The organism is Streptomyces sp. NPDC001714 (assembly GCF_042892755.1).
In the GTDB taxonomy this organism is placed as follows: Bacteria; Actinomycetota; Actinomycetes; order Streptomycetales; family Streptomycetaceae; genus Streptomyces.
The window spans coordinates 143,322-169,662 of sequence record NZ_JBIAUL010000016.1 but is presented as its reverse complement, the minus strand read 5'-3'; the positions used below and the strand labels follow the sequence as shown (position 1 = coordinate 169,662).

Annotated in this window: 24 protein-coding genes and 1 tRNA gene; 12 read left to right on the top strand and 13 right to left on the bottom strand. The window is 70.0% G+C overall.

All coding sequences use genetic code 11. The features are described 5' to 3' along the window. The 4 genes from ACFY0P_RS35755 (at position 1) to ACFY0P_RS35740 (ending at position 6,501) form a co-directional block, all read left to right on the top strand. The gene (locus tag ACFY0P_RS35755) at positions 1 to 1,809 is read left to right on the top strand and encodes an ABC-F family ATP-binding cassette domain-containing protein (RefSeq protein ID WP_388922834.1); all 1,809 of its coding nucleotides are present in this window, start codon (positions 1 to 3) and stop codon (positions 1,807 to 1,809) included. Positions 1,810 to 2,064: 255 nt separating this feature from the next. Then, entirely contained in the window at positions 2,065 to 3,825 is a 1,761-nt protein-coding gene (locus ACFY0P_RS35750; protein WP_388922830.1) for a proline-rich domain-containing protein, read from the top strand. A 79-nt stretch (positions 3,826 to 3,904) separates the two neighbouring features. Continuing rightward, positions 3,905 to 5,605 carry a PQQ-binding-like beta-propeller repeat protein gene (locus ACFY0P_RS35745; RefSeq protein ID WP_388922827.1) on the top strand — a complete coding sequence of 567 codons (1,701 nt, stop codon included), beginning with the start codon at positions 3,905 to 3,907 and terminating at the stop codon, positions 5,603 to 5,605. 203 nt (positions 5,606 to 5,808) lie between these two features. Next, on the top strand, positions 5,809 to 6,501 hold the full coding sequence (locus tag ACFY0P_RS35740; RefSeq protein WP_388922824.1) for a LuxR C-terminal-related transcriptional regulator: 693 nt from the start codon (positions 5,809 to 5,811) through the stop codon (positions 6,499 to 6,501). Positions 6,502 to 6,558: 57 nt separating this feature from the next. Here ACFY0P_RS35740 and ACFY0P_RS35735 read toward each other — a convergent pair whose 3' ends face one another. Then, positions 6,559 to 6,885 carry a hypothetical protein gene (locus ACFY0P_RS35735; protein WP_388922821.1) on the bottom strand — a complete coding sequence of 109 codons (327 nt, stop codon included), beginning with the start codon at positions 6,883 to 6,885 and terminating at the stop codon, positions 6,559 to 6,561. Positions 6,886 to 6,912: 27 nt separating this feature from the next. Then, on the bottom strand, positions 6,913 to 8,622 hold the full coding sequence (locus ACFY0P_RS35730) for a sodium:solute symporter family protein (RefSeq protein WP_388922818.1): 1,710 nt from the start codon (positions 8,620 to 8,622) through the stop codon (positions 6,913 to 6,915). Between the two features lie 125 nt (positions 8,623 to 8,747). Between ACFY0P_RS35730 and galT the strand changes: the two genes are divergently transcribed. The 3 genes from galT to galK are packed head-to-tail and all read left to right on the top strand — an operon-like array spanning position 8,748 to position 11,932. After that, positions 8,748 to 9,806, top strand: a complete 1,059-nt coding sequence (gene galT, locus ACFY0P_RS35725) for a galactose-1-phosphate uridylyltransferase (protein WP_388922815.1) — start codon at positions 8,748 to 8,750, stop codon at positions 9,804 to 9,806. Continuing rightward, positions 9,806 to 10,774: a UDP-glucose 4-epimerase GalE gene (galE, locus tag ACFY0P_RS35720; protein WP_388922811.1), complete on the top strand. Its 969-nt coding sequence runs from the start codon at positions 9,806 to 9,808 to the stop codon at positions 10,772 to 10,774. Before galT ends, galE begins: the two co-directional genes overlap by 1 nt. Next, complete coding sequence (gene galK / locus ACFY0P_RS35715) at positions 10,775 to 11,932, top strand: galactokinase (RefSeq protein WP_388922808.1); 1,158 nt, start codon at positions 10,775 to 10,777, stop codon at positions 11,930 to 11,932. 3 nt (positions 11,933 to 11,935) lie between these two features. Here galK and ACFY0P_RS35710 read toward each other — a convergent pair whose 3' ends face one another. After that, positions 11,936 to 12,394 (bottom strand): GNAT family N-acetyltransferase, encoded by a 459-nt coding sequence (locus ACFY0P_RS35710; RefSeq protein WP_388923205.1) that lies wholly within the window; start codon positions 12,392 to 12,394, stop codon positions 11,936 to 11,938. 261 nt (positions 12,395 to 12,655) lie between these two features. On the opposite strand from ACFY0P_RS35710, the gene ACFY0P_RS35705 reads away from it, so the two are divergent. Then, complete coding sequence (locus ACFY0P_RS35705) at positions 12,656 to 13,429, top strand: LuxR C-terminal-related transcriptional regulator (RefSeq protein WP_388922806.1); 774 nt, start codon at positions 12,656 to 12,658, stop codon at positions 13,427 to 13,429. A gap of 89 nt (positions 13,430 to 13,518) precedes the next feature. On the opposite strand, the gene tamR is transcribed toward ACFY0P_RS35705, so the two are convergent. Continuing rightward, on the bottom strand, positions 13,519 to 14,016 hold the full coding sequence (gene tamR, locus ACFY0P_RS35700) for a MarR family transcriptional regulator TamR (RefSeq protein WP_388922804.1): 498 nt from the start codon (positions 14,014 to 14,016) through the stop codon (positions 13,519 to 13,521). A gap of 89 nt (positions 14,017 to 14,105) precedes the next feature. Here tamR and ACFY0P_RS35695 point away from each other — a divergent pair, with 89 nt between their 5' ends. The 3 genes from ACFY0P_RS35695 (at position 14,106) to ACFY0P_RS35685 (ending at position 15,533) form a co-directional block, all read left to right on the top strand. Beyond that, positions 14,106 to 14,918 carry a trans-aconitate 2-methyltransferase gene (locus tag ACFY0P_RS35695; RefSeq protein ID WP_388922801.1) on the top strand — a complete coding sequence of 271 codons (813 nt, stop codon included), beginning with the start codon at positions 14,106 to 14,108 and terminating at the stop codon, positions 14,916 to 14,918. Further along, positions 14,918 to 15,280, top strand: a complete 363-nt coding sequence (locus tag ACFY0P_RS35690; RefSeq protein ID WP_388922798.1) for a VOC family protein — start codon at positions 14,918 to 14,920, stop codon at positions 15,278 to 15,280. The genes ACFY0P_RS35695 and ACFY0P_RS35690 overlap by 1 nt, the downstream gene beginning before the upstream one ends. Before the next feature lie 79 nt (positions 15,281 to 15,359). Further along, positions 15,360 to 15,533: a CsbD family protein gene (locus ACFY0P_RS35685; protein WP_388922795.1), complete on the top strand. Its 174-nt coding sequence runs from the start codon at positions 15,360 to 15,362 to the stop codon at positions 15,531 to 15,533. A 39-nt stretch (positions 15,534 to 15,572) separates the two neighbouring features. Here ACFY0P_RS35685 and ACFY0P_RS35680 read toward each other — a convergent pair whose 3' ends face one another. Together ACFY0P_RS35680 and ACFY0P_RS35675 are read right to left on the bottom strand one after the other, a co-directional pair. Beyond that, positions 15,573 to 16,247 carry a TetR/AcrR family transcriptional regulator gene (locus tag ACFY0P_RS35680; protein ID WP_351957297.1) on the bottom strand — a complete coding sequence of 225 codons (675 nt, stop codon included), beginning with the start codon at positions 16,245 to 16,247 and terminating at the stop codon, positions 15,573 to 15,575. Continuing rightward, positions 16,244 to 17,254 carry an acyl-CoA desaturase gene (locus tag ACFY0P_RS35675; protein WP_388922792.1) on the bottom strand — a complete coding sequence of 337 codons (1,011 nt, stop codon included), beginning with the start codon at positions 17,252 to 17,254 and terminating at the stop codon, positions 16,244 to 16,246. The genes ACFY0P_RS35680 and ACFY0P_RS35675 overlap by 4 nt, the downstream gene beginning before the upstream one ends. Before the next feature lie 308 nt (positions 17,255 to 17,562). Here ACFY0P_RS35675 and ppc point away from each other — a divergent pair, with 308 nt between their 5' ends. Then, entirely contained in the window at positions 17,563 to 20,313 is a 2,751-nt protein-coding gene (gene ppc / locus ACFY0P_RS35670; protein WP_388922789.1) for a phosphoenolpyruvate carboxylase, read from the top strand. Between the two features lie 66 nt (positions 20,314 to 20,379). On the opposite strand, the gene ACFY0P_RS35665 is transcribed toward ppc, so the two are convergent. The 7 genes from ACFY0P_RS35665 to ACFY0P_RS35635 form a co-directional block, all read right to left on the bottom strand. After that, a complete protein-coding gene (locus tag ACFY0P_RS35665; protein ID WP_388922786.1) occupies positions 20,380 to 20,880 on the bottom strand; it encodes a hypothetical protein in 501 nt (166 codons plus the stop codon). 53 nt (positions 20,881 to 20,933) lie between these two features. Beyond that, positions 20,934 to 21,548 carry an aminoacyl-tRNA hydrolase gene (pth, locus tag ACFY0P_RS35660; RefSeq protein ID WP_388922783.1) on the bottom strand — a complete coding sequence of 205 codons (615 nt, stop codon included), beginning with the start codon at positions 21,546 to 21,548 and terminating at the stop codon, positions 20,934 to 20,936. A 253-nt stretch (positions 21,549 to 21,801) separates the two neighbouring features. Then, positions 21,802 to 22,398 carry a 50S ribosomal protein L25/general stress protein Ctc gene (locus ACFY0P_RS35655; protein WP_388922780.1) on the bottom strand — a complete coding sequence of 199 codons (597 nt, stop codon included), beginning with the start codon at positions 22,396 to 22,398 and terminating at the stop codon, positions 21,802 to 21,804. Between the two features lie 197 nt (positions 22,399 to 22,595). Beyond that, on the bottom strand, positions 22,596 to 23,576 hold the full coding sequence (locus ACFY0P_RS35650) for a ribose-phosphate diphosphokinase (protein ID WP_388922777.1): 981 nt from the start codon (positions 23,574 to 23,576) through the stop codon (positions 22,596 to 22,598). Positions 23,577 to 23,717: 141 nt separating this feature from the next. Beyond that, positions 23,718 to 25,166, bottom strand: coding sequence for a bifunctional UDP-N-acetylglucosamine diphosphorylase/glucosamine-1-phosphate N-acetyltransferase GlmU (gene glmU / locus ACFY0P_RS35645; protein WP_388922773.1), 1,449 nt, complete (start codon positions 25,164 to 25,166; stop codon positions 23,718 to 23,720). A 113-nt stretch (positions 25,167 to 25,279) separates the two neighbouring features. Beyond that, positions 25,280 to 25,352 (bottom strand) — tRNA-Gln (locus ACFY0P_RS35640). A gap of 15 nt (positions 25,353 to 25,367) precedes the next feature. After that, positions 25,368 to 26,228, bottom strand: a complete 861-nt coding sequence (locus tag ACFY0P_RS35635) for a hypothetical protein (RefSeq protein WP_388922770.1) — start codon at positions 26,226 to 26,228, stop codon at positions 25,368 to 25,370. Between the last annotated feature and the right edge of the window lie 113 nt (positions 26,229 to 26,341).

Genomic DNA, 26,341 nt, shown 5'->3' with positions numbered 1-26,341 from the left:
ATGGCCGTCAACCTGGTCAATGTCGAGAACGTCAGCAAGGTCTACGGCACCCGTGCCCTGCTCGACGGCGTCTCGCTCGGCGTGTCGGAGGGCGACCGCATCGGCGTGGTGGGCCGCAACGGCGACGGCAAGACCACCCTCATCCGGATGCTCGCCAAGCTGGAGGAGGCCGACACCGGCCGCGTCACGCACTCCGGCGGGCTGCGGATCGGCGTCCTCACCCAGCACGACTCCCTCGATCCGGCCGCCACCGTCCGGCACGAGGTCATCGGCGACATGGCCGACCACGAGTGGGCCGGCAACGCCAAGGTCCGCGACGTCCTGACCGGTCTCTTCGGCGGGCTCGACCTGCCGGGCTTCCCCAAGGGGCTCGACACCGTCATCGGGCCGCTGTCGGGTGGCGAGCGGCGCCGTATCGCGCTCGCCAAGCTGCTCATCGAGGAGCAGGACCTGCTCGTCCTGGACGAGCCGACCAACCACCTCGACGTCGAGGGCATCGCCTGGCTCGCCCGGCACCTGCGCGAGCGCCGTTCGGCGCTGGTCTGCGTCACCCACGACCGCTGGTTCCTCGACCAGGTCTGCACCCGCATGTGGGACGTGCAGCGCGGCGCCGTCTACGAGTACGAGGGCGGCTACTCCGACTACGTCTTCGCCCGCGCGGAGCGCGAGCGGATCGCGGCCACCGAGGAGACCAAGCGGCAGAACCTGGTCCGCAAGGAGCTCGCCTGGCTGCGCCGCGGCGCTCCCGCCCGTACCTCCAAGCCGCGCTTCCGGGTCGAGGCCGCCAACGAGCTGATCAAGGACGTGCCGCCGCCGCGCGACACCTCCGAGCTGATGAAGTTCGCCTCGTCGCGGCTGGGCAAGACCGTGTTCGACCTGGAGGACGTGACCGTCCAGGCCGGGCCCAAGGTGCTGCTCAAGCACGTCACCTGGCAGCTCGGCCCCGGCGACCGCATCGGCCTGGTCGGCGTCAACGGCGCCGGCAAGACCTCGCTGCTGCGCGCCATGGCCGAGGCCGCGCGGACGGAGGGCGAGGCGCAGCCGGCGGGCGGCCGGATCGCCGTCGGCAGGACGGTGAAGCTCGCCTACCTCTCCCAGGAGGTCGCCGAACTGAACCCGAACACGCGGGTCCTGGAGGCGGTCCAGCAGGTCCGCGAGCGCGTCGACCTCGGCAAGGGGCGCGAGATGACCGCCGGGCAGCTGTGCGAGACGTTCGGCTTCAACAAGGAGAAGCAGTGGACGCCGGTCGGCGACCTGTCCGGCGGTGAGCGCCGCAGGCTCCAGCTGCTGCGCCTGCTCATGGACGAGCCGAACGTCCTCTTCCTCGACGAGCCCACCAACGACCTCGACATCGAGACCCTCACCCAGCTGGAGGACGTCCTCGACGGCTGGCCCGGCTCGATGATCGTCATCTCCCACGACCGGTTCTTCGTCGAGCGCACCACCGACCGCGTCTTCGCCCTCCTCGGCGACGCCACGCTGCGGATGCTGCCGCGCGGCATCGACGAGTACCTGGAGCGCAGGCAGCGCATGGAGGAGGCGGTCGCCGCCACCACCGGCGCCGCGGCCCCCAAGGCCGCCACGACCGATCGGAGCGCCGCCGACCAGCGCGCCGCCAAGAAGGAACTCCAGAAGATCGAGCGGCAGTTGGACCGCGTCTCCGAGAAGGAGACCAAGCTGCACGACCAGATCGCCGCGAACGCCACGGACTTCGCGAAGGTCGCCGAACTCGACGCGCAGCTCCGGGACCTGGCCGGTGAGCGGGAGGAACTGGAGATGCGCTGGCTGGAGTTGGCGGAGGACGCGTAGTCCGACCGGCGTGTATCAGTCCTCAGCGGGCCCGCGCGCAACCCCCTTGCGCGGGCCGGGTGAAGGGGGCGTGAAGGCGCGTAACGGCGGCATCACGGGCCGGTTCTCCCTTGGGAACAGCGGCACATGCGGGCCCGTGGGCTGTCGGTGCCGGGTGGTAGAAAGGTCAGCCTGAGAACTGCCTGAGTGCGACCGCGGGTCCGTCACCAGCCTCGGGCATGGCTCAAAATCAGTGAACGAGGGGGAAGAACGCTGATGACCCAGCCGCCCGGCCAGCCGCCGCAGGGCGCTTTCGGAGCACCGCAGGACCAGCCGCCGGGCGGCGGCTTCGGCGCCCCGCAACAGCCGCCCGCGCAGGGCGCTTTCGGCGCACCCCAGGGCGTACCCCAGGGCACGCCCCCGCTCCCTCCCCGGCCGCCCCACCAGCCCCAGCCCGGCTACGGCTACCCGCAGCAGTCCGCCCCCGGCCCCTACGCCCAGCCGCCCGGCCCCTACGGCGTACCGGGGCCGTACGGACCGCAGCCCGGGTACGGCTACCCCCAGCAGCCGCAGTACCTCGGCGGGCCGGGGATGCCCCCGCCTGCCGGCAGCGGAGGCGGCGGCCCGTTCAAGGGCAGGCCCGCGCTGATCGTCGCGGCCGCGGTGGCCGGGCTGCTGGTCGTCGGCGGCACGGTGTACGCCGTGACCCGCGGCGGGGACGACGGCAGGAAGCCGGTCGCCCAGCGGTCCGACGACCCGAAGGCCTCCGGCACCCCGGTCGATCCGGGTGACGGCAGCGGCGGCGGTGCGGACCCGGAGAACCTCAACGCGGGCCGCAAGTCCGGCGAGGCCAAGGTGCTCTGGTACAAGTCGGCACCCGACGCCCCCGCCGCCGGCGCCGACGCGCCCGGCATGTGGATCACCGGGAAGACGGCGGTGAAGGCGGCGTACAAGCAGGTCTTCGCCTACCGGGTGGGCAGCGGCGACCCGGCCTGGGCCCCGATCACGTTCCCGCAGAAGATCTGCGCGGTCACCTCGCAGAAGTCGGCGGACGACAAGGTCGTCGTGGCCTACATGAACGGCACCAGCGACCGCGCCAAGTGCAACCAGCTGCAGGAGATCGACCTCGACACGGGCAGGAAGGGCTGGACCGCGACCGTCGCCGACGGCGGGCTGTTCGACAGCGCGCTCAGCATCGAGCTGACGATCAGCGGAAAGACGCTGATGGTGGGCCGTTCCGAGTCCGGCACGGCGTACGACCTCGGCAGCGGCGACAAGCTGTACGACAAGGAGAAGTACGGCGCGTCCTGCTTCCCGACGGCGTTCGCGGGCGGCACGGACCGGCTGGTCGAGGTGGCGTCCTGCGGCGCCGGCGGCAGCGCCGAGCACGACGAGATCTCGCAGCTCGACCCGGCCACCGGCAAGGTCGAGTGGACCCAGCCGGTCAAGAAGGGCTGGCAGGTCGAGCGCACCTACTCCGTCGACCCGCTCGTGGTCTACATGACCAACGAGGAGAAGAACGCCTGGAACATCTCGGTCCTGGACGGCAAGGGCGCGTTCCGTTCCGAGGTCAAGGTCGACGAGAAGTTCGCGCCCCAGTGCGGCTGGGCGCTCCTCGCCCGCGACCTGCAGGGCTGCCAGGGCGTGGCCGCCGACGCGAACACCCTCTACCTGCCGACGGACGTGAGCGGCGCCAACGAGATCGTCGCGATCAGCCTCGCCGACGGCAAGGCGAAGTGGCGTGTGAAGTCCCCGACGGACGAGTCGATGTACCCGGTCAAGGTCGAGGGCGGCAGACTCGTCGCCTACGTACGGCCGTCGTACGACGCGGGCGGCCAGGTCGTGTCGATCCCCACCACCGGCTCCGCCCACTCCACCACCAGGCTGCTGCAGAACCCGCAGCACACCGCCGACATCGAGGACGGCTTCTACGACGGCGCGGTGGACTGGGTCGGCGGCCGCTTCTACCTCTCCTCCACGCGGCTGACCGGCAGCGACGACGCGAAGGAGAAGCTGATGATGGCCTTCGGCAACTGAGCGGAGTCCGTCCCGTGCCGTCCCGCAGCCCACGCCGTCCCCAGCCGTCTCGCGCGCCGTCCCCCGAGGTACCCCCGTCATGACCCAGCCGCCCCCGCCCCCGCCCCACCAGCCCCCGCAGCAGCCCGGTTTCGGCGCACCTCAGCCACAGCCGGGTCACGGCCACCCGCAGCAGCCCCCGGCCCCGAACCCGTACGCCCAGCAGCCCGGCTACGGCTACCCGCAGCAGCCCCCGGCCCCGAACCCGTACGCCCAGCAGCCCGGTTACGGCTACGGCTACCCGGTCGGCCAACCGGGCCAACCGGCCGGCCCCGGCCCCGCTCCCGGCTCCGGCCCCGGCCGCAACAACGCCGCGCTGCTCATCGTCGTCGCCGCGGTCGTCGCCATCGCGCTGATCGTCGGCGGCGGCATCTGGTACGCCAAGTCCTCCGGCGGCGACGGCAAGAAGGACGACACGGCGAACTCCAGCGGCGGCGGCACCGGCGGCCGGGACGCGAACGGCGGCAAGAACGGCAAGGGCACCGAGAAGGTGCCCGCGGACACCACCTCCAAGGTCCTCTTCCAGGTCCCGCTGCCCACGGCGAAGGACACCACCGTCACCGCGGGTTCCTGGCTCACCGACAAGGTGTACGCGAAGACCGGCATCGCCCGGATCACCGGTTACGACCCCGACACGGGCGCCAAGCTGTGGACGATCCCGCTGTCCGGCCCGGTCTGCCGCGCCACCGGGCACGTCAGCGCCGACGGCCGGACCGCGGTCGTCTTCCAGCCGAGGATGCCCGCGAAGGGCTCCACGGCCGGCTGCACCCGGGTCGCCGCGATCGACCTGAACGCGGGCAACAAACTGTGGACCAAGACGATCAAGTCCGGTGACGTCCCGGTCAACTTCGACAATGTGACGGTCGCTCAGCAGACGGTCGCGGTCGGCGGCTCCAGCGGTGGCGCCGCCTTCGACCTGGCCTCCGGGAAGGTCCGCTGGCAGCCGAAGGCGGGCGACAGCTGCTACGACGCCGGCTACGGCGGTGGCGCCAAGCTGGTCGCGGTCCGCAGGTGCGGCAGCGGCGACGCGGGCCAGCTGCACATCCAGACCCTCGACCCGGTCTCCGGCAAGGTGCTCTCCGAGTACAGGATGACGTCGGGCATCGACTACGCGAGCGTGGTGTCGACCGACCCGCTGGTGGTGGCCGCCGACGTCAACGACAGCGCCGGCGACGGCAGCGGCTTCTCGGACGTCTTCTCCATCGACAACAGGACCGGCGCCCTGCGCACCCGTATCTCCACGCCGGGCAGCTCCTACGCGGCCCGCTGCGACGGCATCTACGAACTGGAGAAGTGCAGGGGAGTGGTGGTCGGCAACGACCGGCTGTACCTGGCGACCGAGCAGCACGACGGCGACGGGGACTACACGAAGACCAACGAGATCGTCGCCTTCGACCTGGGCACCGGCAAGCAGACCGGCCAGCGCGCCGACGCCGGGGACAACTACACGATCACACCCCTGCGCATGGACGGCCCCGATGTGATCGCGTACAAGAACGCGCCGTACGACAAGGGCGCTCAGGTCATCAGCATCGACGGCGGTTCGTTCAAGGAGACCAGGCTGCTGGAGAACCCGGCGACCGCGGCGGTCAAGGCCGTGGAGACCGCCATGTCACCCGACTACGCCGAAGTCCTCTACTCCCAGGGGCACCTCTACCTGTCCGCCGCGTACGCCCACGCCCCCAGTCCCTCCTCGTCGGCCAAGGAGTACCTGGTCACTGCCTTCGGCGCGGGTGGCTGATACGCGCTCTCCACCCGCGAATGAGAGAAAACCCAGAGATTCCTCCGATCCGGGGCACTTCTCATCAGTAGGGGCAGCGCAACGTCGAACAAGCGTGTAGCTTCCGGGGGCATGAAGGACGGGGTGCCGGGGGGCCCTCTGTCCATGCGGACCAGTGGGCATCCATAGTGGGGCATCCATTGGGGGGACTGGGGGGTTGCTCTATGGGAGTGCGGCTCATGGTGGTCGACGACCACCGGTTGCTCGCCGAGGCGCTGGCCTCGGCGCTGAAACTGCGCGGCCACCGGGTGCTGGCGGCGGCGGCACCGGCGGCGGGCGCGGCCGAGCTGGTGATCACACGGGCACCCGAGGTGTGCCTGCTCGGTACGGCGACACCGGCCCAGCCGGGGATCTTCGACCCGGTGGTGAAGATCAAGCGGGAGCGGCCGCAGGTCGCCGTCCTGGTCCTGGGCCCGGTGCCGTCGCCGCGGGGCATCGCGGCCGCCTTCGCCGCGGGCGCCTCCGGGTACGTACGGCACGACGAGCGGATAGAGGGCGTCGAGCGGGCGATCATGAAGGCGCGGGCCGGGGAGGCCGCCGTGGCACCCGCCCTGCTCCAGGGTGCCTTCGGCGAACTCCTCAACCCGGCCGCCCAGCCCGACGACGAGGGCCAGCGCCTCCTCCAGATGCTCACCCCGAGGGAGGTGGAGGTCCTGGTCCGCGTCGCCGACGGCGAGGACACCCGCCTCATCGCCGCCGGCATGGGCATCGCCCCGAGCACGGCCCGCACCCATGTGCAGAGGGTCCTGATGAAGCTGGGGGTGGGGTCGCGCCTGGAAGCGGCGGCTCTGGCGGCACGGACGGGCCTGCTGGATCGGGCGGGACCTCTGAACGGCGGCACAGAAGCGCCCCTTTAGGGGCGCGGCGAACTGCGCGACCAGCCCCCACGCATCCGCGGCCGAAGCACAACCGAATCAGTTGTCGGCCTCCTCCACCGGAGGAACCGGTGGCGGGGTGGGCCGAAGCCACAGCCACACCAGGAAGAACACCCCCAGCAACAGCATCCCGATCCCGGTCCACAGGTTGATGTTGATCCCCTGTGCCCTGTCGATCTCGGCCTGCGAGTCCGTGATCCCGGTGATCGTGACGATGATCCCGTACAGCACGAACAGCCCGCCGATGATCCGCCGCAGATCGAAGATCCTCGCGGCGGTCGCGGACCTGCCCTCCAGCTCGGTGACCTCGCGCTGGACGTCCTGCTCGGAGTAGTGGAACCCGGAGTGCCCGGAGTCGTCGGTCATGGTCTCTCCATTCTCCAGCGACGGCGATCAGAACGAGAACGGCACGTAGCAGAGCGCGGCCAGGATCACCGCACCCCACCCCAGCAGCGCCGGCCGCCGGTACCAGGCCTCGTCGCCGGGCGCGGGCGCCTCGGCCATGCCGGGCGAACTCGTGCCGTAGACGAGCCCCGCGAGCTCCGCCTCCGGCTTGGGCGCGGTGAACAGGGACACGATCACCATCACCACCGCGCCGGCGACGAAGCCGGCGATCGCGGAGACGAAGTTGGCGCCCTGGTCGGAGGGGATGCCGATGATGTCCTTCTTGTAGAGGACGAAGTAGTTGACCATCGCGGTCACGGTGCCCGCGAGCAGCCCCCAGAAGCCGGATTTCGCCGAGGCGCGCTTCCAGAACATGCCGACGATGAAGACGACGAACATCGGCACGTTGAAGAAGGAGAACAGCGTCTGGAGGTAGCTCATGATGTTCGAGAAGGACGACGCGAGGAACGCCGTGCCGATCGACGCGCACACGCCGATCGCCGTGATGAGCCGTCCGAAGCGGACGTAGTAGCCGTCCTCCCGGCCTCTCACCACGTACTTCGCCCAGATGTCCGTCGTGAACACGGTGTTGAAGGACGACACGTTGGCCGCCATACCGGCCATGAAGGCGGCCAGCAGCCCGGTCACCGCGATGCCGAGGACACCGTTGGGCAGCAGCTGTGACATCAGGTACGGGATCGCGTCGTTGTACTGCAGGTCCGAGCCGGGCCTGCCGATGCCCGGCACCAGCGCGGCGGCGACCAGGCCCGGGATCATCACCAGGAAGACGATGAAGATCTTCGGGTAGGCGGCGATCAGCGGGGTGCGCTGGGCGGCGGACAGGTTCCGCGCCGACAGGGCGCGCTGCACCTCGGCGAAGTTCGTCGTCCAGTAGCCGAAGGAGAGCACGAAGCCGAGGCCGAGGACGATGGTCAGCCAGTTCGCGCCGAGCGGGTTGACGGAGCCGATGCCGGTGCCGCCCCAGGCGGTGGTGAAGTTGTGGCCGTGGGTGGCGGTGAGCTTGTCGACCAGGCCGTCCCAGCCGCCGACCTTCTTCAGGCCCAGCACGGACAGCGGGATGAGGGCGGCCAGGATCACGAAGAACTGCAGCACCTCGTTGTAGATGGCCGAGGAGAGGCCGCCGAGGGTGATGTACGCCAGCACGAACGCGCCGGCCACCACGATCGCCACCCACTGCGGCCAGCCCAGCAGCGCCTCCACGACGATCGCGAGCGCGTACAGGTTCACACCGGCGATCAGAATGGCCGCGAAGGCGAACAGGATCGAACTGAGCAGGTGTGCGGCTCTGTCGAACCGGAGCAGCAGCATCTCGGGGACCGAGCGGACCTTGCTGCCGTAGTAGAAGGGCATCATCACCAGGCCCAGGAAGACCATGGCCGGAATGGCGCCGATCCAGTACCAGTGCACGGTGTACGCGCCGTACTGCGCGCTGTTGGCGGCCATGCCGAGGATCTCGGTGGCGGCCAGGTTGGCCGAGATGAACGCGAGGCCGGTGATCCAGGCGGGCAGCGACCGTCCGGAGAGGAAGAAGTCGAGGCTGGTCTTCACCGAGCGGCGGGCCGCGAAGCCGATGCCGAGGACGACGACGAAGTAGATCGCGAGGATCGTGTAGTCGAGGCCGTTGGTCGGCAACCGCAGCTCGGCCGCCAGCCGCACAGCCGATGTGGGGGTTGTGGGGGCATCTGTGGGGTTCTGCACCCAGTAATTCAACACTTTCGTTGTCTCACCTTGATTGATTGCGATGTTGACTGGCGTGGTGAGTTGTGTTTTGGTGTGTTCGGTTCTGTTTGATGGTTGGCTGGCTCGATCAATGGGAGTCCGCAGTGAAGAAGACCTCGACCCGGCTGGCCGACGGTCGCGAACTCATCTACTACGACCTGCGCGACGACACCGTGCGGGACGCCGTGGACCGCCGCCCGCTGGAGCGGACGCACACCACCTCCGAGATCCGCCGGGACGCGCTGCTCGGCGACCAGGTCGCCATCGCCTCGCACCGGCAGGGCCGCACGTACCACCCGCCGGCCGACCAGTGCCCGCTGTGCCCGACCAAGGGCGACCGGCTGAGCGAGATCCCGGACTCGTCGTACGACGTCGTGGTCTTCGAGAACCGTTTCCCCTCGCTGGCCGGCGACTCCGGGCGCTGCGAGGTCGTCTGCTTCACCTCGGACCACGACGCGTCCTTCGCGAGCCTCACCGAGGAGCAGGCGCGTCTCGTCCTCGACGCGTGGACCGACCGGACCTCGGAACTGTCGCATCTCCCCTCCGTCGAGCAGGTGTTCTGCTTCGAGAACCGCGGCGAGGAGATCGGCGTGACGCTCGGTCACCCGCACGGCCAGATCTACGCCTACCCCTTCACCACCCCCCGCACCGCACTCATGTTGCGTTCGCTCGCGACCCACAAGGAGGCGACCGGCGGGGAGAACCTCTTCGACGCCGTGCTGGCGCGTGAACTCGCCGACGAGCGGGTCGTCCTTGAGGGTGAACACTGGGTCGCCTTCGTGCCGTACGCCGCGCACTGGCCCTACGAGGTCCACCTGTACCCGAAGCGCCGCGTCCCCGACCTGCTCGGGCTCGACGAGGCGGCACGCTCAGAGTTCCCCCAGGTTTATCTGGAACTCTTGAGGCGCTTCGACCGTATCTTCGGCGAGGGTGAGCCTCCCACGCCCTACATCGCCGCCTGGCACCAGGCGCCGTTCGGGACGCTGGAGGAGTTCGACGGTGTCACGCGCGACGACTTCGCGCTGCACCTGGAGCTTTTCACCATCCGCCGAACGTCCGGCAAGCTGAAGTTCCTCGCGGGTTCCGAGTCGGGCATGAGCGTGTTCATCAACGACGTGCCGCCGGAGCGCGCGGCCGAGCGACTGCGAGAGGTAGCGAGTTGATGAAGTACCTGGTGACGGGCGGGGCGGGTTACGTCGGCAGCGTGGTCGCCCAGCACCTGCTGGAGGCGGGCCACGAGGTCACCGTCCTCGACAACCTCTCCACGGGCTTCCGCGAGGGTGTCCCGGCGGGCGCCGCCTTCGTCGAGGGCGACATCCGCGACGCCGCCAAGTGGCTCGACCCCTCCTACGAGGCGGTGCTGCACTTCGCCGCGTCCTCCCAGGTCGGCGAGTCGGTCGTGAAGCCCGAGAAGTACTGGGAGAACAACGTCGGCGGCAGCATGGCGCTGCTCGGCGCGATGCGCGAGGCCGGCGTCCGCAAGCTCGTCTTCTCCTCCACGGCGGCCACCTACGGCGAGCCCGAGCAGGTCCCGATCGTCGAGACCGCGCCGACACAGCCGACCAACCCGTACGGCGCCACCAAGCTCGCCGTCGACCACATGATCACCGGCGAGGCGGCCGCGCACGGCCTGGGCGCGGTCTCCCTGCGCTACTTCAACGTGGCCGGGGCGTACGGCGCGCAGGGCGAGCGCCACAACCCCGAGTCGCACCTGATCCCCCTGGTCCTCCAGGTCGCCCAGGGCAGGCGCGAGGCCATCTCCGTCTTCGGCGACGACTACCCGACGCCCGACGGCACCTGCATCCGCGACTACATCCACGTCGCCGACCTGGCCGACGCCCACCTGCTGGCCCTGACGGCCGCCAAGCCCGGCGAGCACCTGATCTGCAACCTCGGCAACGGCGAGGGCTTCTCGGTCCGCGAGGTCATCGAGACCGTCCGGCAGGTCACCGGCCACCCGATCCCCGAGGTCGTGGCCCCGCGCCGGGGCGGCGACCCGGCCGTCCTGGTCGCCTCGGCGGCCACCGCCCGCGAGAAGCTGGGCTGGAACCCGACCCGCGCGGACCTCGCGGGGATCGTCGCGGACGCCTGGGAGTTCGCGCAGCACATCAGCGCAGCAAGGGAGCAGTAAGTGGGGGCACCAGCACAGGTGAGAGACGCCTTCGAGGAGCTGTACGGCACGGCTCCCGACGGGGTCTGGGCGGCGCCGGGCCGGGTCAACCTGATCGGCGAGCACACCGACTACAACGACGGCTTCGTGATGCCGTTCGCGCTGCCGCACGTGGCGACGGCGGCCGTCGCCCGCCGCACGGACGGCGTGCTGCGGCTGCACTCCTCGGACGTCGACGGCGGGGTCGTCGAGCTCACCCTCGACGCCCTGGAACCCGGCACCGACCAGGAGTGGACGGCGTACCCGGCGGGCGTGGTCTGGGCGCTGCGCGAGGCCGGCCACCCGGTCACCGGCGCCGACGTGCACCTCGCCTCCACCGTGCCGACCGGCGCGGGCCTGTCCTCCTCCGCGGCCCTGGAGGTGGTGATCGCCCTCGCCCTCAACGACCTCTTCGAACTGGGCCTGCAGCGCTGGCAGCTGGCCCGCCTGTGCCAGCGCGCGGAGAACGTCTACGTCGGGGCGCCGACCGGCATCATGGACCAGACGGCCTCGGCCTGCTGCGAGCAGGGCCACGCCCTGTTCCTGGACACCCGTGACCTGTCGCAGAAGCAGATCCCCTTCGACCTCGCGGCCGAGGGCATGCGCCTGCTGGTCGTCGACACCCAGGTCAAGCACGCCCACAGCGGCGGCGAGTACGGCAAGCGCCGCGCGGGCTGCGAGAAGGGCGCGGCCCTGCTGGGCGTGGACGCGCTGCGGGACATCGCCTATGCCGACCTCGACGCGTCGCTCGAACAGCTGGGCGACGAGGAGGAGGTACGGCGCCTGGTCCGGCACGTCGTCACCGAGGACCACCGCGTCGAGCGTGTCGTCGCCCTCCTCGAAGCGGGCGACACCCGCGCCATCGGGCCGGTCCTCACCGAGGGCCACGCCTCGCTGCGCGACGACTTCCAGGTCTCCTGCCCCGAGCTGGACCTGGTCGTGGAGGCGGCGAACGCGGCCGGCGCGCTGGGTGCCCGGATGACCGGCGGCGGCTTCGGCGGCTCGGCGATCGTCCTCGCGGAGGCGTCCGAGGTCGACACGATCACCAAGGCGGTCGAGGAGGCCTTCGCGGCGGCCGGTTTCAAGGCCCCGCGGGTCTTCGAGGCGGTGCCGTCGGCGGGCGCCCGCCGGGAGAGCTGAGGCTCAGCCCAGCCGCTTCGTCAGCGTGTACTCCGTGATCCCCGGCGGATAGTCGGGGATCACGCACACCACGTCGTACCCCTGCTTCTTGTAGAACTCCGGGGCCTGGAAGTCCCAGGTCTCCAGGCGGGCCGCGGTGCAGGCGCGGTCGGTGCGGGCGATGCGTTCGGCCTCCGCGAGCAGGGTGCCGCCGAGGCCGGTGCCGCGGTGGCGGGCGTCCACCCAGAGGTAGGTGACGTGCAGCCAGGACGCCCAGCTGTGCCCGACGAGACCGCCCGCCAGGTCGCCCGAACTCTCGTCCATCGCCCAGAGGTGCAGCGGCACTTCGCGTTCGGCCGGGGTGCCGCGCAGGGCGGCCAGGACCGGAGAGGCCGCCGTGTTGGTGGCCAGCAGCCGTGCGCGGAGCAGATCGCGTCGTTCCTTGTCGACTTCCGCCTCAATACGAAACATGCGGCACACCATAAACGCGTCGGCCGGGCAGTTCTGCAAATTGCCTTCCGCTCTCGGCGACCGGTCGTACTCTGATGAGCGGTGCCGGTGGGGGCCGGCGCTGATCAGGGGGCGAGACAAGTCGGATACGACGCCCGCGGTGGGGGTAGCAGTTCAGGCACGGCGGCGGCCGTGCGGTTCCGTCCTCCCGTGGGTGTCGTGTCCGCGTGGTTCGTCGTTCTCCGGACCTTGGGGTGTCCCCTGCTCGTGAAGAGCACTGGGGAAGGGGGTTTCGTGGTTCGCATCCGAGTCCTGGTCGTCGACGACCACCGCATCTTCGCCGAGTCGCTGGCCGCCGCACTGGCCGCCGAGCCCGACGTCGACGTGTCCGCGGCCGGCAGCGGTCCGGCCGCGCTGCGCTGCCTGGAGCGCGCGGTCGCCGAGGGCCGCCGCTACGACGTGCTGCTCGTCGACGCCGACCTGGGCGGTCAGCTGCCGGGCGGCCGGGCGGCCGTGCCGGTGCAGGAGGCCAACGCGGAGGGGCTGGTCGACGGCATATCGCTGGTCGCCGGCGTCCGCTCGGCCCATCCGGCCGTGCGGGTCGTCGTCCTCGCCGAGAAGGACGACCCGCGGCGCGCGGCCCTGGCCCTGCAGGCCGGAGCCTGCGGCTGGGTCGCCAAGGACTGCTCGCTGTCCCGGCTGCTCAACGTCATCCGGGGCGTGCTGCGGGACGAGACGCATCTGCCGCCCGCGCTGCTGACCGGTGTCCTGCGGGAGCTGACGGCGGCCCGCAAGCACCGCACCGAGAGCGAGCGCCTCGTGGAGTCCCTCACGCCGAGGGAGCGCGAAGTGCTCAGGTGCATGGTGGCGGGCCTGGGGCGCAAGGCGGTCGCCGAACGCCTCTTCCTGTCCCCGCACACCGTCCGCACCCATATGCAGAACGTCCTCGGCAAACTGGGCGTCCACTCCACCCTGGCCGCGGTGGCGCTGGCGCGCAGGGCCGGGGTGGGGCCGGTGGACCTGGGGCCCAGCGGACGGATCGTCCCTGAGGAGAGCAGCAGCGCCTGACCGGCAGCGCCCCGAAGGGGCGCGGGGAACTGCGCGACCAGCCACGACGGCGCCGCAGACGACATATTGCGGCACTGCCAGCGGAGCGCCTAGCCGGGGATGTTGTCGAACGGCGCCGTCAACTGCCGTAGCAGCCCCGCGAGTTCCGTTCGCTGAGCGGGGGAGAGTTCGCCGAGGATGGCGCGCTCCTGGTCGAGGAGGCCCGCCAGGGCCTGGTCCGCGCGGTCCTGGCCCTCCGTGGTCAGCCGGACCAGCACACCCCGCCGGTCGCTCGGGTCCGGCAGCCGCTCGACCAGGCCCTTCTTGGCCAGCCGGTCGATGCGGTTGGTCATCGTCCCCGAGGTGACCAGGGTCTGGGTCAGCAGCTGCCCGGGGGAGAGCTGGTACGGCGTACCCGCGCGCCTGAGCGCGGTCAGCACGTCGAACTCCCAGGGCTCCAGGCTGTGCTCGGCGAAGGCCAGCCGACGTGCCCGGTCCAGGTGCCGCGCCAGCCGGCTCACCCGGCTGAGCACCTCGAGCGGTTCCACGTCGAGGTCCGGGCGCTCCCGGCGCCACGCAGCGACCAGCCGATCGACCTCGTCCTCCATGGCGATCAGTGTAGTGGTTGTGTCGACATGAAGTCTCTTGATATCGAGTCTCTTGACATCGAGATATCTCGCCGGGGAAGGTGGAGGACATGACGACTCCTGCCTGGGACCCCGCCCAGTACCTCCGTCACTCCGGTCACCGCGCCCGCGCCTTCACCGACCTCCTCGCCCACGTCCCCGCCCTCCCCGGCGACCCCCCGGCCGTCGCCGACCTCGGCTGCGGCCCCGGCAACGTCACCGCCGTCCTCGCCGACCGCTGGCCCACCGCGCACATCACCGGCTACGACAACTCGACCGCGATGCTCGACAAGGCCGAGGTCGACCACGCCGGACCGACCCCCGGCGGCGGCCGCATGGACTTCGCCCACGCCGACCTGCGCACCTGGATGCCCGAACGGCCGTACGACCTGATCGTGTCCAACGCGGCACTCCAGTGGGTCCCCGGCCACCTCGACCGCTTCGCCGACTGGCTCGACGCGCTCGCTCCCGGCGGCACCTTCGCCTTCCAGGTGCCGAACAACATCGACGCACCCCTGCACGCCCTGATGCGCGAACTCGCCGCCACACCCCGCTGGAAGGTCCGGCTCGCCGACGTGCTGCGCCACGAGGACTCCGTCCACCCGCCGGCCGCCTACCTCGACCGGCTCGCCCGCCTCGGCTGCGCCACCGACGTCTGGGAGACCACCTACCTCCACGTCCTGGCGGGCGAGGACCCCGTCCTGGACTGGGTCAAGGGCACCGGGCTGCGCCCCGCCCTCACCGCCCTCGGCGACGACCCCGAGGCCCGGGACGCCTTCGTCGCCGACTACCGCGACCTGCTGCGGGAGGCCTACCCGAGCGCCCCCTACGGCACGGTCCTGCCCTTCCGCCGCCTGTTCGCCGTCGCCCGCAAGGAGGGCTGATGCTCGCCGCCGTCGACCACGTCCAGCTCGCCATACCGCCGGGCTCGGAGGACCTGCTGCGCGCCTACTACGTCGACCTCCTCGGCATGACCGAGATCCCCAAACCACCCGTGCTCGCGGCGCGCGGCGGCTGCTGGTTCCGGGCCGGGACCGTGCACCTGCACCTGGGGGTCGAGGCGGCCTTCCGCCCCGCCCTGCAGGCCCACCCGGGACTGCGGGTCACGGACATCGAGGCCTGCGCCGAACGGCTCGAAGCCGGCGGCGCCCTCGTCACCTGGGACCACGACCTCCCCGGACACCGCCGCTTCTACTCCCAGGACCCCGTGGGCAACCGCCTGGAGTTCCTGGAACCGGTGCGCTGAGCCACCGTTTGCCGCGGCCCGCTCCTGGTTACCCGGGGCAATGACCCCACGTACCTATCCGCTTCAGGAGGGATCGACGGTGTCAGGACACCAGAAGGCCAAGGGCAAGAAGGAACAGATCAAGGGAAAGGCCAAGGAAGTCGGCGGGCGCGCGACACGTGACGTGCCCATGGAGGCCGAAGGACGCCTGGAGCAGTCGAAGGGCGACGCCCGCCAGGCCAAGGAGAAGATGAAGGACATCTTCAAGCACTGAGGAAGCACCGAGGCGCTGAGCGCACCCAGGCACGCCGACTCACGCCTTGCGGTGCCCTATCAGCCGCGGCTTCTGCTCCAGGCCGTCCAGGCCGTGCCAGGCCAGGTTCACCAGGTGGGCGGCGACCTCCGCCTTCTTCGGGCGGCGCACGTCCAGCCACCACTGGCCGGTCAGCGCGACCATGCCCACCAGCGCCTGCGCGTACAGCGGGGCCAGCTTGGGGTCGAAGCCGCGGCTCTTGAACTCGCGGCCCAGGATGTCCTCCACCTGGGTCGCGATGTCCGAGATGAGAGACGCGAAGGAACCCGTCGACTGCGGGATGGGGGAGTCCCGGACCAGGATCCGGAACCCGTCCGTGTACTCCTCGATGTAGTCGAGGAGCGCGAACGCGGCCTGCTCGCACAGCTCACGCGGATGACCCGCCGTGAGGGAACCGGTCACCATGTCCAGCAGGCGCCGCATCTCCCGGTCGACCACCACCGCGTACAGCCCCTCCTTGCCGCCGAAGTGCTCGTACACCACCGGCTTGGAGACCCCGGCCTTCGCCGCGATCTCCTCCACCGAGGTGCCCTCGAAACCCTTCGCCGCGAAGAGGGTGCGACCGATCTCCAACAACTGCTGGCGGCGCTCCGCACCGGTCATACGGGTACGACGCGCCCGCCGCTGCTTGTCGGTACTGGGGGTGCTCGAGTCGGTCGCCACGGCGTCAATCATGCCGCCTTCGCGGCCTCCGCCCCCTGCGGGGAGCCGCCTTCCCCGGTGTTACGGCGCGAATCGATACGTGAGCGTGACGGCCAGCGCACGTCGTAGGCCCAGCCCAGCTGCTCGCACCAGCGGATGATCCGCGCCGACGAGTCGATCTGGCCGCGCTCCACCCCGTGCCGCGCCGACGTCGGGTCGGCGTGGTGCAGGTTGTGCCAGGACTCGCCGCAGGACAGGACCGCCAGCCACCACACGTTGCCCGACCGGTCCCGCGACCTGAACGGCCGCTTGCCCACCGCGTGACAGATCGAGTTGATCGACCACGTCACATGGTGCAGCAGCGCCACCCGGACGAGTGAACCCCAGAAGAACGCGGTGAACGCACCCCACCAGGACATCGTCACCAGCCCGCCGATCAGCGGCGGCAGCGCCAGGGAGAGCACCGTCCAGTAGATGAACTGGCGGGAGATCGTCCGGATCGCCGGGTCCTTGACCAGGTCCGGCGCGTACTTGTCCTGCGGGGTCCGCTCCTCGTCGAACATCCAGGCGATGTGCGCCCACCACAGACCCTTGATCAGCGCCGGCACGGTCTCGCCGTACCGCCACGGCGAATGCGGGTCGCCCTCCGCGTCGGAGAACTTGTGGTGCTTGCGGTGGTCGGCCACCCAGCGCACCAGCGGGCCCTCCACCGCCATCGACCCCGCGATCGCCAGCGCGATCCTGAGCGGCCGCTTCGCCTTGAAGGAACCGTGGGTGAAGTAACGGTGGTAACCGATCGTCACGCCGTGACAGCCCAGGTAGTAGAAGAACACCATCAGGCCCAGGTCGAGCCAGCTCACGCCCCATCCCCACGCCAGTGGCACCGCCGCCAGCAGCGCGAGGAACGGCACGACGATGAACAGCAGCAGGGTGATCTGCTCCAGCGAACCCTTCCGCTCACCACCCAGGGTGGCGGACGGGAGCGCGGTGTCGGCCGCCTTCCGGGGGTCTTCGATCACATCGGAACTAGACGAGGTCATGCGCGTCCCCTGTGGGGTCGAGGGTTGAGAGATGCGCCGATCCGCGGCGACCGAACGGGACGACAAAGGAGCTTCCCTACGGTTCCGTAACTTACGGCGACGTAAGTATGGCAGCGGGGCGTCTCACAGCAAGAGCCCCAGCACCTGCGCGTCCTCATGGACACCTATCCTTGGAGTCGGTCGGACAGCGCGGTCCGCTCTGTTTCCTTCCCTGATGTCCGGCCGCTATGCGGACAGGCGCCACCTGCCGCCCGGCCGACGCAAGGGTTCCCTCCAGACGAGCTTCAACACTGCAAGGAGCCGCACCTGTGAGCAGTGCCGACGACCAGACCACCACGACCAGCAGTGAGCTGCGCGCCGACATCCGCCGGCTGGGTGACCTCCTCGGCGAGACCCTCGTCCGTCAGGAGGGTCCCGAGCTGCTGGAGCTCGTCGAGAGGGTCCGCCGCCTCACCCGCGAGGACGGCGAGGCCGCCGCCGAACTGCTGCGCGGCACCGAACTGGAGACCGCCGCCAAGCTGGTCCGCGCCTTCTCTACCTACTTCCACCTCGCCAACGTCACCGAGCAGGTCCACCGCGGCCGCGAGCTGCGCGCCCGCCGTGCCGCCGAGGGCGGCCTGCTCGCCCGCACCGCCGACCGGCTCAAGGACGCCGACCCCGAGCACCTGCGCCAGACCGTGCAGAACCTCAACGTCCGTCCGGTGTTCACGGCCCACCCCACCGAGGCCGCACGCCGCTCGGTCCTCAACAAGCTCCGGCGCATCGCCGCGCTCCTGGACACGCCCGTCATCGAGTCCGACCGCCGCCGCACCGACACCCGCCTCGCCGAGAACATCGACCTCGTCTGGCAGACCGACGAACTGCGCGTCGTCCGCCCCGAGCCCGCCGACGAGGCCCGCAACGCCATCTACTACCTCGACGAGCTGCACGCCGACGCCGTCGGCGACGTCCTGGAGGACCTCACCGCGGAACTGGAGCGGGTCGGCGTCAAGCTCCCCGACGACACCCGCCCCCTCACCTTCGGCACCTGGATCGGCGGCGACCGCGACGGCAACCCCAACGTCACCCCCCAGGTCACCTGGGACGTCCTCATCCTCCAGCACGAACACGGCATCAACGACGCCCTGGAGATGATCGACGAACTGCGCGGCTTCCTCTCCAACTCCATCCGCTACACCGGCGCCACCGAGGAACTCCTTCAGTCCCTCCAGGCCGACCTGGAGCTGCTGCCCGAGATCAGCCCCCGCTACAAGCGCCTCAACGCCGAGGAGCCCTACCGCCTCAAGGCCACCTGCATCCGGCAGAAGCTGACCAACACCAAGCAGCGCCTGGCCACCGGCACCCCGCACGAACCCGGCCGCGACTACCTCGGCACCGCCGAACTCCTCGCCGACCTGCGCCTGATCCAGACCTCCCTGCGCGAACACCGCGGCGGCCTCTTCGCCGACGGCCGCCTGGCCCGCACCATCCGCACGCTCGCCGCCTTCGGCCTCCAGCTCGCCACCATGGACGTCCGCGAACACGCCGACGCCCACCACCACGCCCTCGGCCAGCTCTTCGACCGCCTCGGCGAGGAATCCTGGCGCTACGCCGACATGCCCCGCGAGTACCGCGCCAAGCTCCTCGCCAAGGAGCTCCGCTCGCGTCGGCCGCTCGCCCCCACCCCGGCACCCGTCGACGCGGCCGGCGCCAAGACCCTCGGCGTCTTCGAGACCGTGAAGAGGGCGCTGGAGGTCTTCGGTCCCGAGGTGGTCGAGTCGTACATCATCTCCATGTGCCAGGGCGCCGACGACGTCTTCGCCGCCGCCGTCCTCGCCCGCGAGGCCGGTCTGGTCGACCTGCACGCCGGCTGGGCCAAGATCGGCATCGTGCCCCTCCTGGAGACCACCGACGAGCTCAAGGCCGCCGACACCATCCTGGAGGACATGCTCTCCGACCCCTCCTACCGCCGCCTGGTGGCCCTGCGCGGAGACGTCCAGGAGGTCATGCTCGGCTACTCCGACTCCTCCAAGTTCGGCGGCATCACCACCAGCCAGTGGGAGATCCACCGCGCCCAGCGCCGGCTGCGCGACGTCGCCCACCGCTACGGCGTCCGGCTGCGCCTCTTCCACGGCCGCGGCGGCACCGTCGGCCGCGGCGGCGGCCCCTCCCACGACGCGATCCTAGCCCAGCCCTGGGGCACCCTGGAAGGCGAGATCAAGGTCACCGAACAGGGCGAGGTCATCTCCGACAAGTACCTGATCCCCTCCCTCGCCCGGGAGAACCTGGAACTGACCGTCGCCGCCACCCTGCAGGCCTCCGCCCTGCACACCGCCCCCCGCCAGTCGGGGGAGGCCCTGGCCCGCTGGGACGCCGCCATGGACGTCGTCTCCGACGCCGCCCACGCCGCCTACCGCCGCCTGGTCGAGGACCCCGACCTGCCCACGTACTTCCTCGCATCCACGCCCGTGGACCAGCTCGCCGACCTCCACCTGGGCTCCAGGCCCTCCCGCCGCCCCGGCTCCGGCGTCTCCCTCGACGGCCTGCGCGCCATCCCCTGGGTGTTCGGCTGGACCCAGTCCCGGCAGATCGTCCCCGGCTGGTTCGGCGTCGGCTCCGGCCTCAAGGCCCTGCGCGAGGCCGGCCTGACCGCAACATTGGGAGGAGAGGGCGTCCTGGACGAGATGCACGAACAGTGGCACTTCTTCCGCAACTTCATCTCCAACGTCGAGATGACCCTCGCCAAGACCGACCTGCGGATCGCCCAGCACTACGTCGACACCCTCGTCCCCGACGAGCTCAAGCACGTGTTCGACACCATCCGCGAAGAGCACGCCCTGACCGTCGCCGAGGTCCTGAAGATCACCGGTGAGACCGAACTGCTGGACGCCACCCCGGTCCTCAAGCAGACCTTCACCATCCGCGACGCCTACCTGGACCCGATCTCCTACCTCCAGGTCACCCTGCTCAAGCGCCAGCGCGACGCGGCAGCGGCGGGCGCCGAACCCGACCCACTCCTCGCCCGCGCCCTGCTCCTCACCGTCAACGGCGTCGCCGCCGGCCTGCGCAACACCGGCTGACCGCTGTCGGACATGACGGTGCCCCGGGGTCGTACACCCCGGGGCACCGCTCGCCTTCGGCACAGCTCACTGCAACGCGGCGAACGCCGCGGTCAGCAACGCGATCCCCGAACCCCCCAGCACCCACGCCACCCGCCTCAGCCGCAGCCCCCCGGCCACCACCACCGACGCCAGCAGCAGCGCACCGCCCAGCGGCACCCAGGCGTACAGGACCCCCGCCGGACCCGACCGGACCACATCCCCGGTACCGGGCTTCACGATCACGTCGTACGTCTGCCCCTTGCGCACCCCGACCGACTTGCCGAGGACGACACTCGCCCGCTTCGACGCACCGGTCGAGGCGGGCGCGAACGGCCCCGTGCAGGTGTCGCCACCGCACGCCGTCACCGTCACCGTGCCCCGCTCCTTGCCCTTCGTCAGCATCACGTCCTGAGCGGTACCCCAGGACCCCCACACCCCGGCGACCAGGATCAGCACGGCGACCGCGCCCATCGACACGACACGCAACGCGTCGACCGGGGCCGTACGGGAGGAAGCGGCGGAGGCAGCAGGCATGGCCGGGATCATTGGCCATCTCCCTACGACCGGTCAACTGCGGCAAGGGACAAGCGGGGGACAAGTCAGGAGTTGTACGAGCTTTGCGCCCGCTCCAGCCCCTCGGTGACCAGCGCCTCCACCGCGTCGGCGGCCCGGTCCACGAAGTAGTCCAGTTCCTTGCGCTCGGTCGAGGAGAAGTCCTTCAGCACGAAGTCCGCGACCTGCATACGACCCGGAGGACGCCCGATCCCGAACCGCACCCGGTGATAGTCCGGGCCCATCGCCTTCGTCATCGACTTCAGCCCGTTGTGCCCGTTGTCGCCGCCGCCCAGCTTGAGGCGGAGCACGCCGTAGTCGATGTCCAGCTCGTCGTGGATCGCGACGATGTTGGCGACCGGCACCTTGTAGAAGTCGCGCAGCGCGTTCACCGGGCCCCCGGAGAGGTTCATGAACGACATCGGCTTCGCCAGGATCACCCGCCGGCTGCCCGGCCCCGGCGCCCCCAGCCGCCCCTCCACGACCTGCGCCTGCGCCTTCCCGGCCCGCTTGAACTTCCCGCCGATCCGCCCGGCGAGCAGGTCCGCGACCATGAACCCGACGTTGTGCCGGTTCATCGCGTACTCGGGCCCGGGATTACCCAGCCCGACGATCAGCCAGGGGGCGTTGGCGGGGGCGCCCGCGGGGGTGGTCACGTCCATGTCTCCTTGATACGCGCCAGCCGCCGCTCCCGGGGGAACGGCGGCTGACGGTTGCTTGACTGCTTGCCGCGCGCGGCTCACCGCATTGCTACCGCTGTGGGCGGGCGGCCACCGCACTGCTACGGCTGTGGGCAGGCGTTCCGCAGGGCGATGGGGGTCCCCGCCCCGCGCGAGCGAAGCCGAGCGTGGGGGAGAGTGGGCACAGCCACCAGCGCCGGATGCCTGCTCAGCAGACGGTACCTGAACCGACGGCTCAGGCCTCGGCCGCTTCCTCGGCCCCGCCCTCGGCGCCCTCGGCCGACTCCTCCGCCTGCGCGGCCAGCACCTGGAGGACGACCGCGTCCTCGTCGACGGCCAGCGTCACACCGGACGGCAGGGTGATGTCCTTGGCGAGGACGGAGGCGCCGGCCTCCAGGCCCTCGACGGAGACCGTGACGGCCTCGGGGATGTGGGTGGCCTCGGCCTCGACCGGCAGCGCGTTCAGCACGTGCTCGAGCAGGTTGCCGCCCGGGGCCAGCTCGCCCTCGGCGTGCACCGGGATCTCGACCGTGACCTTCTCGCCGCGCTTGACCAGCAGCAGGTCGACGTGCTCCAGGAAGCCCTTGATCGGGTCGCGCACCACGGACTTCGGGATCGCCAGCTCGTTCGACTTGCCGTCGATGTCGAGGGAGATCAGGACGTTCGGCGTACGCAGCGCGAGCAGCAGGTCGTGGCCCGGCAGGGTCAGGTGGATCGGGTCCGAACCGTGGCCGTACAGGACGCCGGGGACCTTGCTGTCACGACGGATACGGCGCGCGGCACCCTTGCCGAACTCGGTGCGCGTCTCGGCGGCGATCTTCACCTCGGACATGGTGATCACTCCTCGTAGAGGTAGATACGGACGTGGTCACCCGGCCACGAACGGCCTGCTACGAAGAGCGCGTCGATAACGGAGGCGTGGCCTCCCTCGCCGAGCAACTGGAGAAGTCTACTCGGCGCGAGAGGCCACAGAGAAATCGATCAGCGCCCGCCCGGACGCGAGCGATCATGCAGAAGCGTTTTTACAGCTCACTGCTCGTCGAACAGGCTCGTCACCGAACCGTCCTCGAACACCTCACGCACCGCACTCGCGATCGTCGGCGCGATCGACAGCACCGTGATCTTGTCCAGATCCCGGCTCAGCTCACCCGGCGTCGGCAACGTGTTCGTCAGCACGAACTCACTCACCCGCGAGTTCTTCAACCGGTCCGCCGCCGGACCCGACAGCACACCGTGCGTCGCCGTCACGATGACGTCCTCCGCACCGTGCGCGAACAACGCGTCCGCCGCCGCACAGATCGTGCCACCCGTGTCGATCATGTCGTCGACCAGGACACACACCCGGCCCTCGACCTCACCCACGACCTCGTGGACGGTCACCTGGTTCGCCACGTCCTTGTCACGCCGCTTGTGCACGATCGCCAGCGGCGCCCCGAGCCGGTCGCACCACCGGTCCGCCACCCGCACCCGGCCGGCGTCCGGAGACACGATCGTCAGCTTGTCCTTGTCCACCTTGCGGCCCACGTAGTCCGCGAGCAGCGGAAGCGCGAACAGATGGTCCACCGGACCGTCGAAGAAGCCCTGGATCTGATCCGTGTGCAGATCCACGGTCAGGATCCGGTCCGCACCCGCCGTCTTCATCAGATCGGCGATCAGCCGCGCCGAGATCGGTTCACGACCCCGGTGCTTCTTGTCCTGCCGCGCGTAACCGTAGAACGGCACAATCACCGTGACGGACCGCGCCGACGCACGCTTCAGCGCGTCGATCATGATCAACTGCTCCATGATCCACTGGTTGATCGGAGCCGTGTGGCTCTGGATCACGAAGCAGTCGGCCCCACGCGCCGACTCCTGGTAACGGACGTAGATCTCGCCGTTCGCGAAGTCGAAGGCCTTCGTCGGGACGACCCCGACACCCAGCTGGTGGGCGACCTCCTCGGCAAGCTCGGGGTGGGCGCGGCCGGAGAAGAACATCATCTTCTTCTCGCCGGTCGTCTTGATCCCGGTCACAGCACTGTCTCCTCAGAGGTGTCTCAGCCGTACAGCTGGATCTTCCGCGCCCCGAACGCCTGGCACGGAAGGGCGAAACAGCTGGTTAGGTGCGGGTGTGCACTTATCACGGTACGACGTCTTCGGCGCACCTGTTTCCGGTCAGTCCTCGCTCACGCCCCGCCGGGAAGCCGCCTCGGCAGCCTTCGCCGCCGAACTCCCCGGACGCTTCCGAGCCACCCAACCCTCGATATTCCGCTGCTGACCACGGGCCACGGCCAGCGAACCGGGCGGCACATCCTTCGTGATCACAGACCCGGCAGCGGTGTACGCACCGTCCCCGATCGTGACAGGCGCCACAAACATGTTGTCCGAACCCGTCTTGCAGTGCGACCCCACGGTGGTGTGGTGCTTGCTCTCCCCGTCGTAGTTCACGAACACACTCGCCGCACCGATGTTCGAGTACTCGCCGATCGTCGCATCACCCACATACGACAGATGCGGAACCTTCGTCCCCTCCCCGATCGACGCGTTCTTCGTCTCCACGTACGTACCGATCTTGCCCTTCGCCCCGAGCCGGGTCCCCGGCCGCAGATACGCATACGGTCCCACGCTCGCCTCCGCACCGATATGAGCGGAATCGGACACCGTGTTGCTCACCCGCGCCCCCGCACCGACCCGCGTGTCCTTCAGCCGGCTGTTCGGCCCGACCTCCGCACCCTCCGCCACATGCGTCGAACCCAGCAACTGCGTCCCCGGAAGCACCACCGCGTCCGCCCCGAACGTCACCGTCACATCCACCCACGTCGTCGCCGGATCCACGACCGTCACACCGTCCAGCATCGCCCGCTCCAGCAACCGGTCGTTCAGGATCCGCCGCGCCTGAGCCAACTGCACCCGGTTGTTGATCCCCGCGATCTCCCGATGGTCCCCCGCCACCGACGCCCCCACCCGGTGCCCCGCCTCCCGCAGGATCCCCAGCACATCCGTCAGGTACTCCTCACCCTGACTGTTGTCCGTCCGCACCTTCCCCAACGCGTCCGCCAGCAACTGCCCGTCGAACGCGAACACCCCGGAATTGATCTCCCGGATCGCCCGCTGCTCCTCCGAGGCGTCCTTGTGCTCCACGATGGCCGTCACGGCCCCCGAGGCCGCGTCCCGCACGATACGGCCGTAACCGGTCGCGTCCGGCACCTCCGCCGTCAGCACGGTCACCGCGTTGCCGTCACCGTCATGCGCCTGGGCGAGCCGCTTCAGCGTCTCCCCGGTCAGCAGCGGAGTGTCCCCGCACACCACGACCACAGTCCCCTCGACCGACCCGCCCAGCTCCTCCAACGCCATCCGCACGGCGTGCCCGGTGCCGTTCTGCTGCTCCTGCACGGCGGTACGGACGCCGGCGTCGACCTCACCGAGATGCGCGGCGACCTGCTCACGCGCGTGCCCGACGACGACGACCAGGTGCTCGGGGTCCAACTCACGGGAGGCGGCGAGCACATGACCCACCAGGGAACGGCCGCAGATGTCGTGCAGGACCTTGGGTGTGGCCGACTTCATACGGGTGCCCTCACCCGCTGCGAGAACGACGACGGCTGCCGGGCGAATGGCGCTCACGGGGTTGCCCTTCGGCTTTTGGATGGTGGGGGTGACATCCGCAGGATACCGGGGCGTTTCGAGGGGGACATGAGAGCGGGCCCTGACGGTGCTGTCAGGGCCCGGAAGTGCAGCTCCGCCGCTAGGACTCGAACCTAGACCTAACACCTCCAAAGGGTGCCGTGCTGCCAATTACACTACGGCGGATCGCTGCCTCAGACCTTACCCGAGACGTGTCTCCGCCTGGGCCACGATTCCGTTCCACCAGCCATCGATCCGGTTGTACAGGTGGGCGCTGCGGGCCACACCGATCACGAGGCAACCGTGGTAGTCGTCGCCAGTGTTCTTGCGGACGGTCTTCGGGTTGTGCTTTTTCAGCGTCGGCTTGGCGAAGACCGTCAGGTCGACGTCTGCGATCCCTGCCCAGAACCGGTGCGCTGCCTCGATGTCGGCTGATTCGTGGATGAGCAGCCTGAAGCCCAGCCGCTGGCGGTCCACCTCCAGGAGGTCGAGCCAGGCGAGGTAGACGCGGATCACCCCCGGGTCGCTGTTGACGAAGATCGCGCGCTCTCGTCGGTCGTAGGGTTTGCTTTTCGAGCCCTCGGCCCAGTAGAGCGCGACACCCGCCATGAACAGCTCGCGGTCCGTCATCTCGCCGATCTCCTGATGAGCCCCGGCCTTGGTCTTCTTCCGCTCCTCGTTGTCAGCCGCTCGGCGCTTCGCGAGTCCCTCCTGCATGAGGGCCCGCCGTTCTTCAGGTGTGTACCGGGGCTCGGGGCGCGGCAGATCCCGGACCCACAGCGAAACCGAGCTCCTCGAACACCCCAGCTCCACCTCGATCTGGTCGTACGTCCAGCCCTGCAGTCGCAACTCCCGAGCCCTGGCCCGCAGGTCGTCCTTCGCGTTCGGTCGCTTGGTCCACTCGGGCGGGGGCTCCCCTTTCACTAGCCGGTTGAGGATGTCGTTGTTGAAGATCTTCAGTTCGTCGCGGATCTGCCGCAGGCTGTATCCGCCGCGCCGCAGCGCCACTGCCCGCTCCCTTAGTCCCTCGATGTCCTGGTACTTGCCCGGTGTATGTGCCATAGGCATACCGTCCGGGCGGAATGGTCGGTTCCGGGGGCGAACGTGGGTGGTTCAGTAGTTCGAGGGATTCCAGTGGGTTTCGGTGTTGTTCGGTTACGGAGTGTGGTGTAGGC